The organism is Schaalia naturae (assembly GCF_042665795.1).
Taxonomy (GTDB): Bacteria; Actinomycetota; Actinomycetes; order Actinomycetales; family Actinomycetaceae; genus Pauljensenia; species Pauljensenia naturae.
In genome coordinates, this window is the sequence record NZ_JBHTEF010000001.1 from 526,169 (window position 1) to 540,596 (window position 14,428).

At 70.9% G+C, this 14,428-nt stretch carries 14 protein-coding genes and 4 tRNA genes; 14 read left to right on the plus strand and 4 right to left on the minus strand.

The annotated features are described in order from the left end of the window. The first annotated feature begins 36 nt into the window (after window positions 1-36). From ACFQWG_RS02280 to ACFQWG_RS02290, 3 genes are all read left to right on the plus strand, one after another. Window positions 37-108 (plus strand) — tRNA-Gln (locus tag ACFQWG_RS02280). 36 nt (window positions 109-144) lie between these two features. Further along, window positions 145-217 (plus strand) — tRNA-Glu (locus ACFQWG_RS02285). A gap of 51 nt (window positions 218-268) precedes the next feature. Further along, window positions 269-344, plus strand: a tRNA-Glu gene (locus tag ACFQWG_RS02290). An 86-nt stretch (window positions 345-430) separates the two neighbouring features. On the opposite strand, the gene ACFQWG_RS02295 is transcribed toward ACFQWG_RS02290, so the two are convergent. From ACFQWG_RS02295 to ACFQWG_RS02305, 3 genes are all read right to left on the minus strand, one after another. After that, on the minus strand, window positions 431-1,606 hold the full coding sequence (locus ACFQWG_RS02295) for a TIGR04053 family radical SAM/SPASM domain-containing protein (RefSeq protein ID WP_380971736.1): 1,176 nt from the start codon (window positions 1,604-1,606) through the stop codon (window positions 431-433). A 145-nt stretch (window positions 1,607-1,751) separates the two neighbouring features. Then, the gene (locus tag ACFQWG_RS02300) at window positions 1,752-2,891 is read right to left on the minus strand and encodes a glycosyltransferase family 4 protein (protein WP_380971738.1); all 1,140 of its coding nucleotides are present in this window, start codon (window positions 2,889-2,891) and stop codon (window positions 1,752-1,754) included. A gap of 56 nt (window positions 2,892-2,947) precedes the next feature. Further along, window positions 2,948-3,688 (minus strand): IclR family transcriptional regulator, encoded by a 741-nt coding sequence (locus ACFQWG_RS02305; protein WP_291495415.1) that lies wholly within the window; start codon window positions 3,686-3,688, stop codon window positions 2,948-2,950. Between the two features lie 119 nt (window positions 3,689-3,807). Here ACFQWG_RS02305 and leuC point away from each other — a divergent pair, with 119 nt between their 5' ends. The 5 genes from leuC to ACFQWG_RS02330 all read left to right on the plus strand — a co-directional run bounded on the left by leuC (window position 3,808) and on the right by ACFQWG_RS02330 (window position 9,170). Next, window positions 3,808-5,208 (plus strand): 3-isopropylmalate dehydratase large subunit, encoded by a 1,401-nt coding sequence (gene leuC / locus ACFQWG_RS02310; RefSeq protein ID WP_380971740.1) that lies wholly within the window; start codon window positions 3,808-3,810, stop codon window positions 5,206-5,208. 40 nt (window positions 5,209-5,248) lie between these two features. Then, window positions 5,249-5,908 carry a 3-isopropylmalate dehydratase small subunit gene (gene leuD, locus ACFQWG_RS02315; protein ID WP_380971742.1) on the plus strand — a complete coding sequence of 220 codons (660 nt, stop codon included), beginning with the start codon at window positions 5,249-5,251 and terminating at the stop codon, window positions 5,906-5,908. A 133-nt stretch (window positions 5,909-6,041) separates the two neighbouring features. Further along, window positions 6,042-7,370 (plus strand): UDP-N-acetylglucosamine 1-carboxyvinyltransferase, encoded by a 1,329-nt coding sequence (gene murA, locus ACFQWG_RS02320; protein WP_291495421.1) that lies wholly within the window; start codon window positions 6,042-6,044, stop codon window positions 7,368-7,370. A gap of 38 nt (window positions 7,371-7,408) precedes the next feature. Beyond that, window positions 7,409-8,332 carry a diacylglycerol/lipid kinase family protein gene (locus ACFQWG_RS02325; protein WP_380976174.1) on the plus strand — a complete coding sequence of 308 codons (924 nt, stop codon included), beginning with the start codon at window positions 7,409-7,411 and terminating at the stop codon, window positions 8,330-8,332. A 79-nt stretch (window positions 8,333-8,411) separates the two neighbouring features. Further along, a complete protein-coding gene (locus tag ACFQWG_RS02330) occupies window positions 8,412-9,170 on the plus strand; it encodes a lysophospholipid acyltransferase family protein (protein WP_380971744.1) in 759 nt (252 codons plus the stop codon). On the opposite strand, the gene ACFQWG_RS02335 is transcribed toward ACFQWG_RS02330, so the two are convergent. Continuing rightward, window positions 9,160-9,843: an AMIN-like domain-containing (lipo)protein gene (locus tag ACFQWG_RS02335; RefSeq protein ID WP_380971746.1), complete on the minus strand. Its 684-nt coding sequence runs from the start codon at window positions 9,841-9,843 to the stop codon at window positions 9,160-9,162. The genes ACFQWG_RS02330 and ACFQWG_RS02335 overlap by 11 nt on opposite strands. A gap of 124 nt (window positions 9,844-9,967) precedes the next feature. Between ACFQWG_RS02335 and ACFQWG_RS02340 the strand changes: the two genes are divergently transcribed. The 6 genes from ACFQWG_RS02340 (at window position 9,968) to ACFQWG_RS02365 (ending at window position 14,364) form a co-directional block, all read left to right on the plus strand. Then, entirely contained in the window at window positions 9,968-10,987 is a 1,020-nt protein-coding gene (locus ACFQWG_RS02340; RefSeq protein ID WP_380971748.1) for an NAD(P)H-dependent glycerol-3-phosphate dehydrogenase, read from the plus strand. Between the two features lie 71 nt (window positions 10,988-11,058). Then, window positions 11,059-12,210, plus strand: a complete 1,152-nt coding sequence (locus ACFQWG_RS02345) for a D-alanine--D-alanine ligase family protein (protein WP_380971750.1) — start codon at window positions 11,059-11,061, stop codon at window positions 12,208-12,210. A 45-nt stretch (window positions 12,211-12,255) separates the two neighbouring features. Beyond that, entirely contained in the window at window positions 12,256-13,170 is a 915-nt protein-coding gene (locus ACFQWG_RS02350) for an ATP-grasp domain-containing protein (RefSeq protein WP_380971752.1), read from the plus strand. A gap of 63 nt (window positions 13,171-13,233) precedes the next feature. After that, window positions 13,234-13,584, plus strand: a complete 351-nt coding sequence (locus ACFQWG_RS02355; protein WP_291499918.1) for a metallopeptidase family protein — start codon at window positions 13,234-13,236, stop codon at window positions 13,582-13,584. 154 nt (window positions 13,585-13,738) lie between these two features. Beyond that, a tRNA-His gene (locus tag ACFQWG_RS02360) sits at window positions 13,739-13,814 on the plus strand. A gap of 49 nt (window positions 13,815-13,863) precedes the next feature. After that, the gene (locus tag ACFQWG_RS02365; protein ID WP_380971754.1) at window positions 13,864-14,364 is read left to right on the plus strand and encodes a hypothetical protein; all 501 of its coding nucleotides are present in this window, start codon (window positions 13,864-13,866) and stop codon (window positions 14,362-14,364) included. Window positions 14,365-14,428: the final 64 nt, after the last annotated feature.

Genomic DNA, 14,428 nt, shown 5'->3' on the forward strand with positions numbered 1-14,428 from the left:
CCTGTCGCCGACGGCCGTGCCGGAGGCGAGACACCGTGGGGTATGGTGTAATTGGCAGCACGAGTGATTCTGGTTCACTTAGTCTAGGTTCGAGTCCTGGTACCCCAGCGAAGGCCGGTCGGTGATCTGACCGGTGTCCTTCAAGCCCCCGTCGTCTAGCGGCCCAGGACGTCGCCCTCTCACGGCGCAAACACCGGTTCAAATCCGGTCGGGGGTACCGCTGCCGATCCGTTCGGCAGGACAAACACCCGCTTCAGCGGGTCAGATCGCCCCCGTCGTCTAGCGGCCCAGGACGTCGCCCTCTCACGGCGCAAACACCGGTTCAAATCCGGTCGGGGGTACCAGCCCGGAGGGGGGCGGACCGAAGGGTCCGCCCCCCTCCATTTCCGATGTTCTCTTCGGCGCAGACGGCCGGGGGCCGTGCGGGCCCTCAGGCGGCCTCGCTCCGCGATCTCCCCGGCCGGTAGACGCACAGCGGGTCCGCCGCCAGCGGGTCGCCCGTGGCGGCGTAGGCGCGCGACCTCGACCCGCCGCACCAGCGGTTGTATTCGCACACCCCGCAGTCCCCGCCGAAGGAATCGGGAGATCGCAGGGCGCGCATCAGAGGGTCCTCCCGGTACAGGCGCACCAGCGAGTCGCGCGTGACATTGCCGATCGTCACCGGGAGGAAACCCGACGGCGTGACGTCCCCGACGTGGGAGATGAAGATGATCCCGTTGCCGTCGCGCACGCCATAGGACCGGGCGAGGCGCGATGCCCCGATCTGCGCGCGGGTCATGCCCCGGGCCTCCATCGACTGGGAGGTGATCCGTCGGAAATGCAGCGCCTCGGTGGTGCTCACCTGGAAGGGGGACTCGTCGCGCACGCCGTCCAGCCACCGCAGGATCTGCTCCGACTGCTCCGGGGCGACCTCCTGGAGCATGGTGCCCCGCCCGGTGCGGATGAGGAAGAACAGGGTCCAGCGCGCCACGGCCCGCTCCACTAGCAGGCGGTGGAGCGCGGGGAGATCGGGGGCGGTCGAGGACGTCACCAGCGTGTTGACCTGGACGGGCAGCCCCAGCGCCGCCGCGTCGTCCAGAGCCCGCATCGTGAGGTCGAAGGTGCCGGGGACACGGCGCAGGCCGTCGTGCGACTGCGGGGTAGAGCCGTCCAGGCTCAGCGAGATCGCGCGCGTGCCGGCCCGCTGGACCTCGGCGAGCCGCTCGCGGGTCAGCTCGGGGGTGACCGCGGGGGAGAGCGACACCCCGATGCGCCGCGTGCGGGCCTCCTCCATGAGCTCGAGCAGATCGGGGCGCCGCATCGGGTCCCCGCCCGTCATGATGAGATGGGGGAGCGGGTCCCCGAAGCTGGCGATGTCGTCGAGCAATGCCACCCCCTGCTCCGTTGTGAGCTGTCCAGGGGCGGGCCGGTTCCACGCCTGCGCCCGGCAGTGCCGGCACGTCAGCGCGCAGGCGAGGGTCATCTCCCAGTAGACCGTCATCGGAGCGCGGTCGTAGACCCACTCCACCGGGCGCACGGATCCGATCGGCCGGATGCCGTGGACGTCGGGGCGGAGATCGGGGGAGGCGCCCTCCCGGCCTCCGACGACATGCTGACCAACTGTCATGAAATTCGCTCCCATCTGCGCGGACACGGGCTGTCCGGACAGACAGGCCGTCCTCGATCGAGGGTACGCCCGCTCCTGGCACCCGCGTGGGACCGTGGTCGCAGCGCGCTGGGACGCAGGGCCGTCCTCGTCGCCGGCCAGCTGCTCACCTCTGGTCGATGGCTCCCGCCAGACGGTCGACCAGATGCGGCCACGTCCACTCGGCCAGCATCCACTCCCGGCCGGCTGCTCCCAACCGGGCCCGCTCGGGCGGATCCTCCAGCAGACCGGTGAGGGCGTCGACGAGGGTGTCGTCGTCCCGTCCCGGGACGACGACACCGGTGACGCCCTCCCGGACGGTCTCCGGGGCGCCGCCGGAGTCCCCGGCGACCACCGGGACGCCGGCGGCCGAGGCCTCGAGGAAGACGATGCCCAGCCCCTCGACGTCCAGGCCTCCGCCGCGCGTCCGGCACGGCATCGCGAAGACGTCGCCCGTCGCGACGTGGGCGGGCAGCTCCTCGAAGGGGACCTTGCCGGTGAGGATGATGCGGTCGCGCACCGGGGAGTCGCGCCTCATCCGGGCCAGAGCCCTGGCGTACGGCCCCCATCCGACGATGACGAGGCGCGCGCCGGGGATCTGCGCGACGACGCGGGGCCACACGCGGATCAGCGTGTCCTGGCCCTTGCGGCGCACCAGGCGGGAGACGCAGACGACGACCGGAGCCTCGCCCAGGCCGTAGCGCCCCCGGAGCGCGGCGCGGGCCCCGGGATCCGGGCGGAAGCGGTCCGCGTCGATGCCGGAGGGTAGATGGACGATCCGCGTGCCCTCCGGCATGAACGGTCGGAGCCGGCCCAGGGTGTACTGCGAGATGTAAGTGACGACATCGGCGTCGGCGAAGATGCGCCGCAGGGCCTGGCGCGCGCCGGGAAGCATCGACCAGCCGACCTCGTGGCCGTGGGTGGTGGCGATGACGCGGGTCGCGCCCGCGCGCCGCGCCGCGCCGCCGAGCAGCCCCAGGGGCGCCGCGGCCCCGAACCAGACGGTCTCGATGCGCTCGGCGCGGATCAGGCCCGCCATCCGCGCGCGCACATCGGGCGTCGGGAGCAGGACCGGCGTGGGCATGCGGTGGACGGGGAAGGGGAGGCCCGCATCATGGGCGCGAGCCGCCTGCGCGCCTTCCGGCGGCGTGGAGGCCAGGACCACAAGATCGCCGGGCGGCAGTCGGCGCGTGTAGTCGTCCAGATAAGACTGGATGCCCCCGACCACGGGCGGGAAATCGTTGGTGACGAGGAGCGTGCGGCGCATGCCCCACAGCCTAACGGCGTGCCGGGCCGCGCCCGCCCGCTGACCCGCTGGGCGCCTCAGTCGCCCTCGTCCATGTCCTCCACGGACCGCAGGTAGTCGGAGAGACGGTTCGCGGCGGCGACGACGGACGGCCCGTGCTGGCGGCCGGGCTGGCGTCCCATGCGCTCGATGGGGCCGGAGATCGAGATCGCGGCGAGCACCCGCCCCGACGGGCCGCGCACGGGGGCCGACACCGAGGCGACCCCGGGTTCGCGCTCGCCCACGGACTGCGCCCATCCGCGGTGGCGGACCTGGGCCAGCATCGTGGCGTTGAAGGAGGCGTTGTACAGGCCGCGGTGCATGCGGTCGGGCTCCTCCCACGCGAGCAGCACCTGGGCGGCCGACCCGGCTTTCATCGACAGGGTGACGCCCACAGGAATCGAGTCGCGCAGCCCCATCTGCCGTTCGGCGGCGGCCACGCACACGCGATAATCCCCCTGGCGGCGGTAGAGCTGAGCCGACTCCTTCGTATGGTCGCGCAGGGCGACCAGCACCGGCATCGAGGCCGTCAGCAGACGGTCCTCGCCCGCCGCCGAGGCCAGTTCCTGGAGCCGGGGGCCCAGGACGAACCGGCCCTGCATATCGCGAGCCACCATGCGGTGGTACTCGAGGGCCACCGCCAGACGATGAGCGGTCGGACGGGCCAGGCCCGTCGCCGCAACCAGCTGGGCAAGGGTGGCGGGACCCGCCTCAAGGGCACCGAGGACCAACGCCGCCTTGTCCAGGACTCCCACTCCGCTGGATGTCGCGTCCTCCATGACCTGATCCTGCCATCTCACGCACTGAGATGCCAAATCTCCGCATCACGGAACTGGCGACGATGTCAGGCACGCATGATGTAGCGACGCGGATTCGCGCCGCGGGGGAGGACACGGCCATGAGCGGCACATTGGCAGAGAAGGTCTGGGCGGACCACATCGTGACGAAGGGACGAGACGGTGCCCCCGACCTGCTCTACATCGATCTCCACCTCGTGCACGAGGTGACCAGCCCGCAGGCCTTCGAGGGGCTCCGCCTCGCCGGGCGCCGCGTCCGACGCCCCGACCTCACGATCGCCACAGAGGACCACAACACCCCCACGGTCGACATCGACCTGCCGATCGCGGACGAGACCTCCCGCAGCCAGATCCAGACCCTGCGCTCGAACGCGCAGGAGTTCGGCATCCGCCTGCACTCCCTCGGCGACGCCGACCAGGGCATCGTCCACGTCGTCGGCCCGCAGCTCGGGCTCACCCAGCCGGGCATGACGATCGTGTGCGGGGACTCCCACACCTCGACCCACGGCGCCTTCGGTGCCCTGGCGTTCGGCATCGGGACCTCGGAGGTCGAACACGTCCTGGCCACCCAGACCCTCCCGCTCCAGCCGTTCAAGACGATGGCCGTCACCGTCAACGGCTCCCTCCCACCCGGCGCGTCGGCGAAGGACATCATCCTGGCCGTCATCGCCCGCATCGGCACCGGCGGCGGCCAGGGGTACGTCCTCGAGTACCGGGGGCAAGCCATCCGGGAGCTCTCGATGGAGGGCCGGATGACGATCTGCAACATGTCGATCGAGGCGGGCGCGCGCGCCGGCATGGTGGCACCTGACCAGACGACCTTCGACTACGTCAAGGGCCGTCCGCACGCGCCCGAGGGCGAGGAGTGGGACCGCGCCGTCGCGTACTGGAGGACGTTGCGCTCCGAGGAGGACGCCGTCTTCGACGCGGAGGTCGTCATCGACGCCCCCGAGCTCGAGCCCTACGTGACATGGGGCACCAACCCGGGCCAGGGGGTCCCTCTGTCGGCCGCCGTCCCGGATCCCGCGGACTTCACCGACGCCACGAAGCGCGCATCCGCGGAGCGCGCCCTGGAGTACATGGGGCTGGAGCCGGGCACCCCGATGAGGGACATCCGGGTCGACACCGTCTTCCTGGGGTCCTGCACGAACGGCCGCATCGAGGACCTGCGCGCGGCCGCCAAGGTGCTGCGCGGCCGCACCAAGGCCGAGGGGGTGCGGATGCTCGTGGTCCCCGGCTCCGCCCGGGTGCGCCTCCAGGCCGAGGACGAGGGCCTGGACCGCGTCTTCACGGACTTCGGCGCCGAATGGCGCAACGCCGGGTGCTCGATGTGCCTGGGCATGAACCCCGACCAGCTCGCACCGGGGGAGCGGGCGGCCTCGACCTCCAACCGCAACTTTGAGGGCCGACAGGGCAAGGGGGGCCGCACCCACCTCGTGTCGCCCCTGGTCGCCGCCGCGACCGCCGTGCGCGGCACGCTGTCCAGTCCGGCGGATCTGTGAGCCCGGCCCGGGAACCAGCGAGGAAGAGGAACTGACAGACATGGAGAAGTTCACCACCCACACCGGCATCGGGGTCCCGATGCACCGGTCGAACGTCGACACCGACCAGATCATCCCGGCCGTCTACCTCAAGCGCGTGACCCGGACCGGCTTCGAGGACGCGCTCTTCGCCGCGTGGCGCACCGATCCGGACTTCGTCCTCAACCAGAAGTCCTACGCCTCCGGTTCGGTGCTGGTCGCCGGCCCCGACTTCGGGACCGGTTCCTCGCGCGAGCACGCCGTGTGGGCTCTCAAGGACTACGGCTTCCGCGTGGTCCTGGCTCCGAAGTTCGCCGACATCTTCCGCGGCAACGCCGGGAAGCAGGGCCTCGTCACCGGCGTCATCACGGAGGAGGACTGCGAGTCCCTGTGGAAGGTCCTCGAGACGGAGCCGGGCACCGAGGTGACCGTGTCCCTGGAGAACCGCACGGTCCAGGCGGGCCCCGTGATGTGCCGCTTCCAGATCGACGACTACACCCGCTGGCGCCTCATGGAGGGTCTGGACGACATCGGGCTCACGCTGCGCGACGAGCAGGCCATCACCGACTTCGAGGCGCGCCGTCCCTCCTTCAAGCCCACGACCCTGCCCGCCCGCACGCTCCCGAAGGAGCGGATCGAGTCCGCCCGCCCTGTGGCGTTGGGCATGCCCCGCCTTTCGTGAGGCCCCGGGACCCCGCCCGTTCCCCGGGCCCCCGGGCGCCCCGGCCCCGTGACGACGTTGACGAGGACGACGCCCACAGGCGTGAACTAGAGTGTGTGCCACGTTCACCCCACACCTCAGGAGCGGCTGGCCCATGGAGTCGATCATGCACATCGAGGGTGGTCACCCTCTGATCGGGGAGATCACCGTCCGCGGCGCGAAGAACTTCGTGCCCAAGGCGATGGTGGCGTCGCTCCTCGCCGACGGCCCCTCGCAGCTGCGCAATGTGCCCCTGATCCGCGACGTGGACGTGGTCTCCGACCTGCTCGGCCTGCACGGCGTCCAGGTCGACTTCGACCAGGACCGCGGGGTCATGACCCTGGATCCGAGGAACGTCAAGGCCGCCCGGCGCGCCGACATCGACGCCCTGGGCGGCTCCTCGCGCATCCCGATCCTGTTCTGTGGACCGCTCCTCCACCAGCTGGGGGAGGCCTTCATCCCCGAACTGGGAGGATGCAACATCGGGGGGCGGCCCATCGACTTCCACCTGGACACGCTGCGCAAGTTCGGCGCCGTCGTGGACAAGCGTCCCGATGGCATCCACATCTCCAGCCCGGCCGGCGGACTCAAGGGCACGGTCGTCACCCTGCCGTTCCCGTCCGTGGGCGCCACGGAGCAGACGCTGCTCACGGCGGTGCGCGCCGAGGGCATCACGACGCTGCACGGCGCGGCCACGGAGCCCGAGATCATGGACCTCATCAACGTGCTGCAGAAGATGGGGGCGATCATCTCGGTCGACACGGATCGCACGATCCGCATCGAGGGCGTCTCCCACCTCACCGGGTTCCGCCACACGGCGCTGCCCGACCGCATCGAGGCGGCCTCGTGGGGGGCGGCGGCGCTGGCCACCCACGGCGACATCTACGTGCGCGGGGCGCATCAGCCCGACATGATCACCTTCCTCAACACCTTCCGGAAGGTGGGCGGCGCCTTCGACATCGACGAGGAGGGCATCCGCTTCTACCATCCGGGCGGGCCTCTGCGCTCGATCGCCCTGGAGACGGGGGTCCATCCCGGGTTCATGACGGACTGGCAGCAGCCGATGGTCGTGGCGCTCACGCAGGCGGAGGGCCTGTCCATCGTCCATGAGACGGTCTACGAGAACCGCTTCGGGTTCACCGGCGCGCTGCGCCAGATGGGCGCCACGATCCAGGTGTACAAGGAGTGCCTGGGGTCGACGCCCTGCCGGTTCGGGCAGCGCAACTTCTACCATTCGGCCGTCATCTCCGGGCCGACGCCGCTGCACGGCGCGGACATCGCCGTCCCTGACCTGCGCGGGGGCTTCTCCCACCTCATCGCGGCCCTCGCGGCGGAGGGCACGTCGCGGGTCTCGGGCGTCGACGTGATCTCACGCGGCTACGAGCACTTCCTCACGAAGCTCCACCAGCTCGACGCCCGCGTCGAGTACGTCGACGCCGCGTGAGCCCCGGAGCGGGCGGGTCCCGCGTCGGCCGCCGGCCGATGACGGTGCTCGTGTCATCGATGTCGGCGCGCGGCCGGGCCGTGCGCGTCGGGCCCAGCGTCGTGCGCCGCCTCCAAGAGGGCGGTTGGCGCGTGGAGGTCAGGGTGACCACCAGCGACGACGATCCCGGTGCCGTCGCAGCCGAGGCCGCGGTCAGATCCCGCTGCGTCGCTGCCCTGGGCGGCGACGGCTTCATCGCCGCCGTCGCCCAGGGCCTGGTGGGCTCCCAGGCGGTCCTGGTTCCCCTGCCCGGCGGGCGGGGCAACGATCTGTGCCGGTCGATCGGGGCGGGGCCCGATCCCGTGGCCCGGGCGGTCTCCCTGGCGCCGCTGGGCTTGGCGGAACGGCCGTGGGCGGGGTCCGACCCGCGGGACCTGGGGGAGCGCGTGCGTTCCCTCGACGGGATCTGGGTCGGGGATGCCCAGGGGGCGCGCAGACTGGCCCTGGGCGTCGTGTCCCTGGGGCTGGACGCGTGGGCGAACAAGCTGGCGAACGACTCCTGGCTGCGGTCCGGGCCGATGGCCTACGCCTGGGGCGCGCTGACCACGCCGGCGCACTTCCATGGCGCCGGCTTCCGGGCGCGGGTCGACGGGGCGGAGCTGGACCTGCCGGGGTGGGTGTTCTCGGTGTCGAACTCGGGCTTCATCGGCGGCGGCGTCCATGTGGTGCCCTCCTCCGACCCGTTCGACGGCGTTCTGGAGCTGTTCCGGGTCGACCAGGTCCCGCTGCACACGGTGCTGCCGGCGGTCATCCAGGTGGTGGCCCAGCGCAACGCCGACCACCCGCTGGTCCACCTCTCCTCCGTGCGGGAGGTGGAGGTCCTCGCGCCCGAGGGCCTGCCCGCCATGGCGGACGGCGATCTCGTCGGGCGCCTCCCGCTGCGCGTGTCCGTGGCGCCGGGCGTCGTCCGCGTCCTCGTCTGAGCCGCCGCGCTGCCGCGCGGGGTCCTCGCCGATAGCCGGCGGGCCGGCGGGCCGGCGGGGCAGGCTAGACTCTGGCCCCGTGAGCCACGCCGTCACCCCCGCCTCTCATCGGACGTACCGCTACCTGGGCCCGATCTTCGCCCACTTCGTCGACGTCCAGGTCGAAGGAGAGGAGAACCTGCCCGCAGAGGGCGGTTTCGTCCTCGCGCCCAATCACATTTCGAACCTCGACCCGGTGGGGATCTGGTACGCGATGGTGTCCCACGGGTACCAGGTGCGGATGATGGCGAAGAAGGAGATGCTTGACATCCCTGTCGTGGGCGCGTGGTTCGCGTCGATCGGCCTGGTTCCCGTCGACCGCGGGTCCCATCCCGGCGCGTCCCTGGAGGTCGCCACGCAGCTGCTGGCCGATGGCCAGTGCGTCGGGCTGTACCCGGAGGGCACGCTCACGGCGGAGCCCGGCTACTGGCCGATGCGTGCGAAGACCGGGGCCGCGAGGCTGGCGCTGGACACCCACGCGCCGATCATTCCGGTCGCGCAGTGGGGCATGCAGGATGTCATGCCGCGTTATTCGCTGAGGGTCTCCCTCAGGTCTCACCAGCCCTCGCGGGTCCGCATCCTGCCCGCCGTCGATCTGTCCGATCTCTACTCCGATCGCGGATCGCAGGACCATGGGGCCGTCGAGGAGGCGACGGGGCGGATCTTCCGCGCCATCACCGCCGGGGTCGAGGCGCTCCGCGGCGGCACCGCGCCCGAGACGCCCTTCGATCCGAGGACCTCGCGCGGGGCGAAGCCCGCGAAGAAGGACCGGGACCGCGGGGGGCGCGCTACTTCTTGACGTCGATGACGACGCGGACGGGGTCGGTGAGCGTGCCGACCTGGAACTCCCGGACGTCGTCCATGCCGATGACGATGTGGGTCTGGTCCTCGAAGGTGCCGTCCTCGATGACGTCGAGCGTGCCGACCGCGACATTCGACGGGCCGGAGTAGTACTGCGAGGTCTGCTCGTCGTCCAGGGGCATCGAGGTGCCGGTGATCGCGAGGTTGAGGAAGGCGACCCCCTCGACGTCCAGGGGCAGCCCGCGCCCCTGCTCGACCGGCTGCTCGGCCCAGGACATGAACCAGCCGGGATCCCCCGATCCCGAGAACTCGACGACGACGCGGTAGAAGCCCTCGTGATCGCCCGCCCTCAGATCATGGAAGACCAGGCCCTCCGACGTCGGGGCGGCGTCCTTGTCCGAGGGGGCCGTCGTCCACGCGTCGGCGCCCAGGATCGGGGTGGTCGCGTCCGACTCGTCCTGCGTCGGCGAGGGCGACGCCGCCGTGGACGAGGCGGAGGCCTGAGAGGATCCGCCGGACTGCGACACGGAGGCGGAGGGCGCCTGCGAGGCGGATTGGGGCGAGGACTCCTGGTCGGAGGGAGTGCAGGCGGCGAGCGGGGCCGCGATCAGGAGGGCGAGCGCCGCGGCGAGGCGGCCGGTCCGGTGGTGGGACGTGCGTCGATACGGCATCGGGGCCTCCGCATGTGGCAGTGGGCGGGCCGCGCGTCGCGCAACGGCCGCGCGGCGCACGTGATGGGTGTCCTCGCAGTCTAGAGGGGCCGCGTCCGGCGCGCACCCGTCGTAGAGTCGGGGCATGGAGATCACACACGCCGCTGTGCTGGGAACCGGTGCGTGGGGCACGACCTTCGCGAAGGTGCTCGCCGACGCGGGTCTGACGGTGTCGATGTGGGGACGCAGCGCGGGGGTCGTCGACTTCATCAACTCGCATGAGAACTCCACGTACCTGCCGGGCATCGACCTCCCCGGGTCGATCAGCGCCACTGGGGACCTCGGCGTGGCGTTGGACGGGGCGCAGATGGTCGCCGTGGTCGTGCCGGTGGCGGCGGTGCGCGAGACCGTCGGTCGAGCGGCGCCCCTGATCGAGGACGACGCCGTCCTGCTCACGCTGGCGAAGGGGCTGGAGCCCGGATCCCTCACGACCGTCCACGAGGTGGCGCGCGAAGCGTCGGAGTTGCCCGCCGGGCGCATCGCCGTCCTGTCGGGGCCCAACCTCTCCCGCGAGATCGCCGCGGAGAACCCGACGGCCACGGTGATCGCCTGTCAGGACACGGAGGTCGCCACCAGCATCGCGCTGGCCTGCCACAACCCCTATTTCCGCCCGTATGTGTCCCAGGACGTCCTCGGCTGCGAGATCGCGGGGGCGACGAAGAACGTCATCGCCGTGGCCATCGGCGCCGCGGAGGGCATGGGGCTGGGCATGAACACGCGGGCGACGCTCATCACCCGGGGCCTGGCCGAGATCACGCGGCTGGGCACGACGCTGGGGGCGGATCCGGGGACCTTCTCCGGCCTCGCGGGCGTGGGCGATCTGGTCGCCACCTGCTCATCGAAGTTGTCGAGGAATTACTCGTTGGGCCTGCGGATGGGCCGTGGCGCGTCGCTGGAGGAGGCGCTCGCCCTGTCCCCTGGCGTGGTCGAGGGGGTGCGGTCGGCCAAGCCGGTCCTCGACCTGGCGCGCGCCCACGAGGTCGACATGCCGATCACCGAGGCCGTCGTGCGCGTCGTGCATGAGGGGGCCACCATCCAGGAGATGGGCGAGATGCTCCTCGCCCGCCCCCAGAAGATGGACGGCTGGCGCATCGAGCTGCTGTGAGGCGCGGAACGCCGCGTGTCGGCACCGCCCCTTGGGCGGCCGCCCGCCGGCGGCGCACTAGGGTGGACGCCATGACAGAGCGCTCCTTCCAGCCCTCCGGGCACGGGGCCCGCCCGCGCGTCCTCATCGTCTTCGGGGGACGCTCCGGCGAGCATGAGATCTCCTGCGCCACCGCCGCCGGCGTGCTCCGCGCGATCGACCGCGAGAAATGGGAGGTGCTGCCCATCGGGATCACGCGCGACGGCGAGTGGGTCCGGGTGCCCGACGACCCGTCGCTGTTCGAGCTGAGGGACGGGCGCGGCCAGTCCGTGCACCCCGGGTCCTCGCGGGTCACACTGACCGAGGGCGGGGCCCGCCTCCTCGAGACGGCCGTCGGCGAGGACGGGACGGCGACTGGCGTCACCGATCTGGGAGCCGTCGACGTGGTCCTCCCCCTGCTGCACGGCCCCTACGGCGAGGACGGCACCATCCAGGGTCTGTTCGAGATGGCGGACGTGCGCTACGTGGGATGCGGCGTGACGTCCTCGGCGATCTCGATGGACAAGCACCTCACCAAGACCGTGTTGGCGTCCGCCGGCATCGAGGTCGGACGGTGGGAGCTCATCACCGCGCACCAGTGGGAGTCGGAGCGCGAGCAGTGCCTGGAGCGGGTCGCCGCGCTGGGATACCCCGTGTTCGTCAAGCCGTGCCGCGCCGGATCCTCGATCGGGATCTCCCGCGTCGACGCCCCCGGCCAGCTGGCGACGGCGGTCAAGGAGGCCTCCAACCACGACCCCAGGGTCATGGTCGAGGCGCTCCTGTCCGGACGCGAGGTCGAGTGCGGGGTCCTGGCGGGGCGGGGGGCCTCGGAGGCCCCGCGCACGGCCCCCCTCGGGGAGATCGTGGTGCCCGAGGGCGGCTTCTACGACTACGACGCGAAGTACATCGACACCGAGGCCGTGGGCCTCGTGTGTCCCGCCGAGGTCCCGGAGGAGGACGCCCGGCGCATCCAGGGCCTCGCCGCGCGGGCCTTCGACGCGCTGCTGTGCGAGGGCCTCGCCCGCGTCGACTTCTTCTACGACCCGGACACCGGAGCGGTCACCGTCAATGAGGTCAACACGATGCCGGGCTTCACACCGTTCTCGATGTTCCCCCAGATGTGGGCGCAGGCCGGAGTCTCCTACCCGGAACTGGTCGACGAGCTGCTCGAGGGCGCGCTGGCCCGCCCCCTGGGGCTGCGCTGACCGGGCGAGGGCGGCGCCGAGGCCCTGGAGGGTACCCTGTCGTCCATGACGAAACCGAGGATCACACTGGTCACATCGGCAGAGATGCCGAACCTGTACTCGGATGAGGCGGGGCTGCTGGACGCGCTGTCCGACCGGGGGGCGGATCCGCACATCGCCGTGTGGAGCGATCCGGGCGTCGACTGGTCGGAGGCCGGGGTGTGCGTCGTGCGCTCGGTGTCCGACTACGCCTACGACCGCGAGCGTTTCCTGTCGTGGGCGGAGTCGGTTCCCCGCTTGCTCAACCACGCCGACATCCTGCGGTGGAACTCGGACAAGCACTACATGATCGACCTGGCCAAGCGGGGCCTGTCGGTGATCCCCACCACCTGGCTGGAGCCCGACCAGCACCTGTCCAAGCAGCAGGTCCACTCGCGCTTCCCCGCCATGGGGGATTTCGTGGTCAAGCCGGCCGTTTCCTCGGGCGTGCGCGACATCGGGCGGTACACGGCCAACGACACCGGGCAGCGCCAGGCCGCGATCCTGCAGGCGATGAACCTGCTCTCGCAGGGCCGGGCCGTGATGGTCCAGCGCTACCTCGAGCAGATCGACGTCCACGGCGAGCTCTCGCTGGTGTTCTTCAACGGCCTGGTGTCCCATGCCGTGGAGAAGCGCGCCGTGCTGCACCCCGCCCGCGTCACCGATCCGAGGATGCACGAGGCGGTGGTGACCGCCGAGCACGCCACCGAGGAGCAGTGGCGCTGGGGCGAGGAGATCCGGGCCGTCCTCCACGACTACGTGCGCTCCCTGCTGGGACGCGACGAGCAGTTCCTGTTCAACCGCGTCGACCTCGTGCCGGACGGCCGGGGGTCGTTCCTCGTGATGGAGGTGTCGATGGTGGACGCGGACCTGTATCTGGAGGCCACGCCCGAGGCGCTGGGTAATTTCGCCGACGCGATCACGGTGCGCGCGTTCTGGTGAGCGCGCCCGGATGGGCGCCATCGGCGGGAGGTGCCGCCGGAGCGGCGGGGGAGGAGGCGGGGCGTGTCCGTGGAGATGAGCCGGGAGGACTTCGAGGATCTGGTCGGTCAGGCCCTCGAGGAGATCCCCGACGAGTTCTGGGACCAGGTGGAGAACCTGGTGGTCCTGGTCGAGGACGATCCGCCCGCGGACCAGCCGGGTCTGCTGGGCCTCTACGATGGCGTGCCGCTGACCGAGAGGGACGACTACGCGGGCGTGCTGCCGGACCGCGTCTTCGTCTACCGCAATCCGACTTTGAGGATGTGCGACACGGACGAGGAAGTCGCCGAGGAGGTCCGCGTCACCGTGATCCATGAGATCGGCCATTTCTTCGGCATTGAGGACGCGGAGCTCGACGACCTCGGGTGGGGTTGAGGCCGGCTCGGCCCCTTCGCCGCGGAGTCGCGCGCGGGGCGTGGGGTGCGGGGCGTGTCGTACGCCACCCCTGCGGCCGCGGACGCGATTTCGCCGCCGAAGGGCTGAGCTGGTAGCATCGTGACCCGTCGCGGGCCTACGCCTGGCGGCGATGGTGGCTGTAGTTCAGCTGGTAGAGCACCTGGTTGTGGTCCAGGATGTCGCGGGTTCGAATCCCGTCAGCCACCCCACTTGACTCAAGTTCAAACCTTCGACCAAAGGAACCATCCTTGGTCCGGTTTGGACCTGACCTTGCTTCTTCGCTTCGGCTGCCCAGTTCAGGGCGTTGCCCTGCACCTCGGGATCGCACAGCGCGTCGAAGGGACGCTGGAAGTCCACGCGCACCCGCCGCTCCCCCTCCTCGTCGATGTAGATTCTGGTGAAGAACGCCTGGTTGCACAGTCTCCTGTTCAGGTCGTCGCACCGCTGGTAGATGGCCGAAATGTTCGCCAGCAGGCCGAGCGAGTCTTCCAGGTTCTCTCGGGCTTCCAGGTACTCGTTGTCGTGGGCGGCGATGTGGTTGTCGATGGTCTCCAGGGCGGCGCCGATCCTGGACTGCTCGCGTTTGAGTATGTCGAGCGGCACCGCGTCGGCGTAGTGGGCCTGCAAGAGCTTGAAGCGCTCGGCCTCCAACTTGTCTCGCTGCTTGGTGAGCTGTTCGAGCTCCTTGGTTTCGGAGGCCATGAGTCGGTCGAACTCGGCGTGCAGCATCCCGGCCACATCTTCGCGCACCTGAGCTGACACCTGAATCGACTGGTAGTAGTCCTCGATGAGATGCTCCACGTCCTCGATCAACATCGCCTGC

What these genes read in the sequence shown, in the direction of transcription:
- ACFQWG_RS02295 (WP_380971736.1), bottom strand. Translation starts at nt 1,606, where the DNA reads ATGACAGTTGGTCAGCATGTCGTCGGAGGCCGGGAGGGCGCCTCCCCC.
- ACFQWG_RS02300 (WP_380971738.1), bottom strand. Translation starts at nt 2,891, where the DNA reads ATGCGCCGCACGCTCCTCGTCACCAACGATTTCCCGCCCGTGGTCGGG.
- ACFQWG_RS02305 (WP_291495415.1), bottom strand. Translation starts at nt 3,688, where the DNA reads ATGGAGGACGCGACATCCAGCGGAGTGGGAGTCCTGGACAAGGCGGCG.
- leuC (WP_380971740.1), top strand. Translation starts at nt 3,808, where the DNA reads ATGAGCGGCACATTGGCAGAGAAGGTCTGGGCGGACCACATCGTGACG.
- leuD (WP_380971742.1), top strand. Translation starts at nt 5,249, where the DNA reads ATGGAGAAGTTCACCACCCACACCGGCATCGGGGTCCCGATGCACCGG.
- murA (WP_291495421.1), top strand. Translation starts at nt 6,042, where the DNA reads ATGGAGTCGATCATGCACATCGAGGGTGGTCACCCTCTGATCGGGGAG.
- ACFQWG_RS02325 (WP_380976174.1), top strand. Translation starts at nt 7,409, where the DNA reads ATGACGGTGCTCGTGTCATCGATGTCGGCGCGCGGCCGGGCCGTGCGC.
- ACFQWG_RS02335 (WP_380971746.1), bottom strand. Translation starts at nt 9,843, where the DNA reads ATGCCGTATCGACGCACGTCCCACCACCGGACCGGCCGCCTCGCCGCG.
- ACFQWG_RS02340 (WP_380971748.1), top strand. Translation starts at nt 9,968, where the DNA reads ATGGAGATCACACACGCCGCTGTGCTGGGAACCGGTGCGTGGGGCACG.
- ACFQWG_RS02345 (WP_380971750.1), top strand. Translation starts at nt 11,059, where the DNA reads ATGACAGAGCGCTCCTTCCAGCCCTCCGGGCACGGGGCCCGCCCGCGC.
- ACFQWG_RS02350 (WP_380971752.1), top strand. Translation starts at nt 12,256, where the DNA reads ATGACGAAACCGAGGATCACACTGGTCACATCGGCAGAGATGCCGAAC.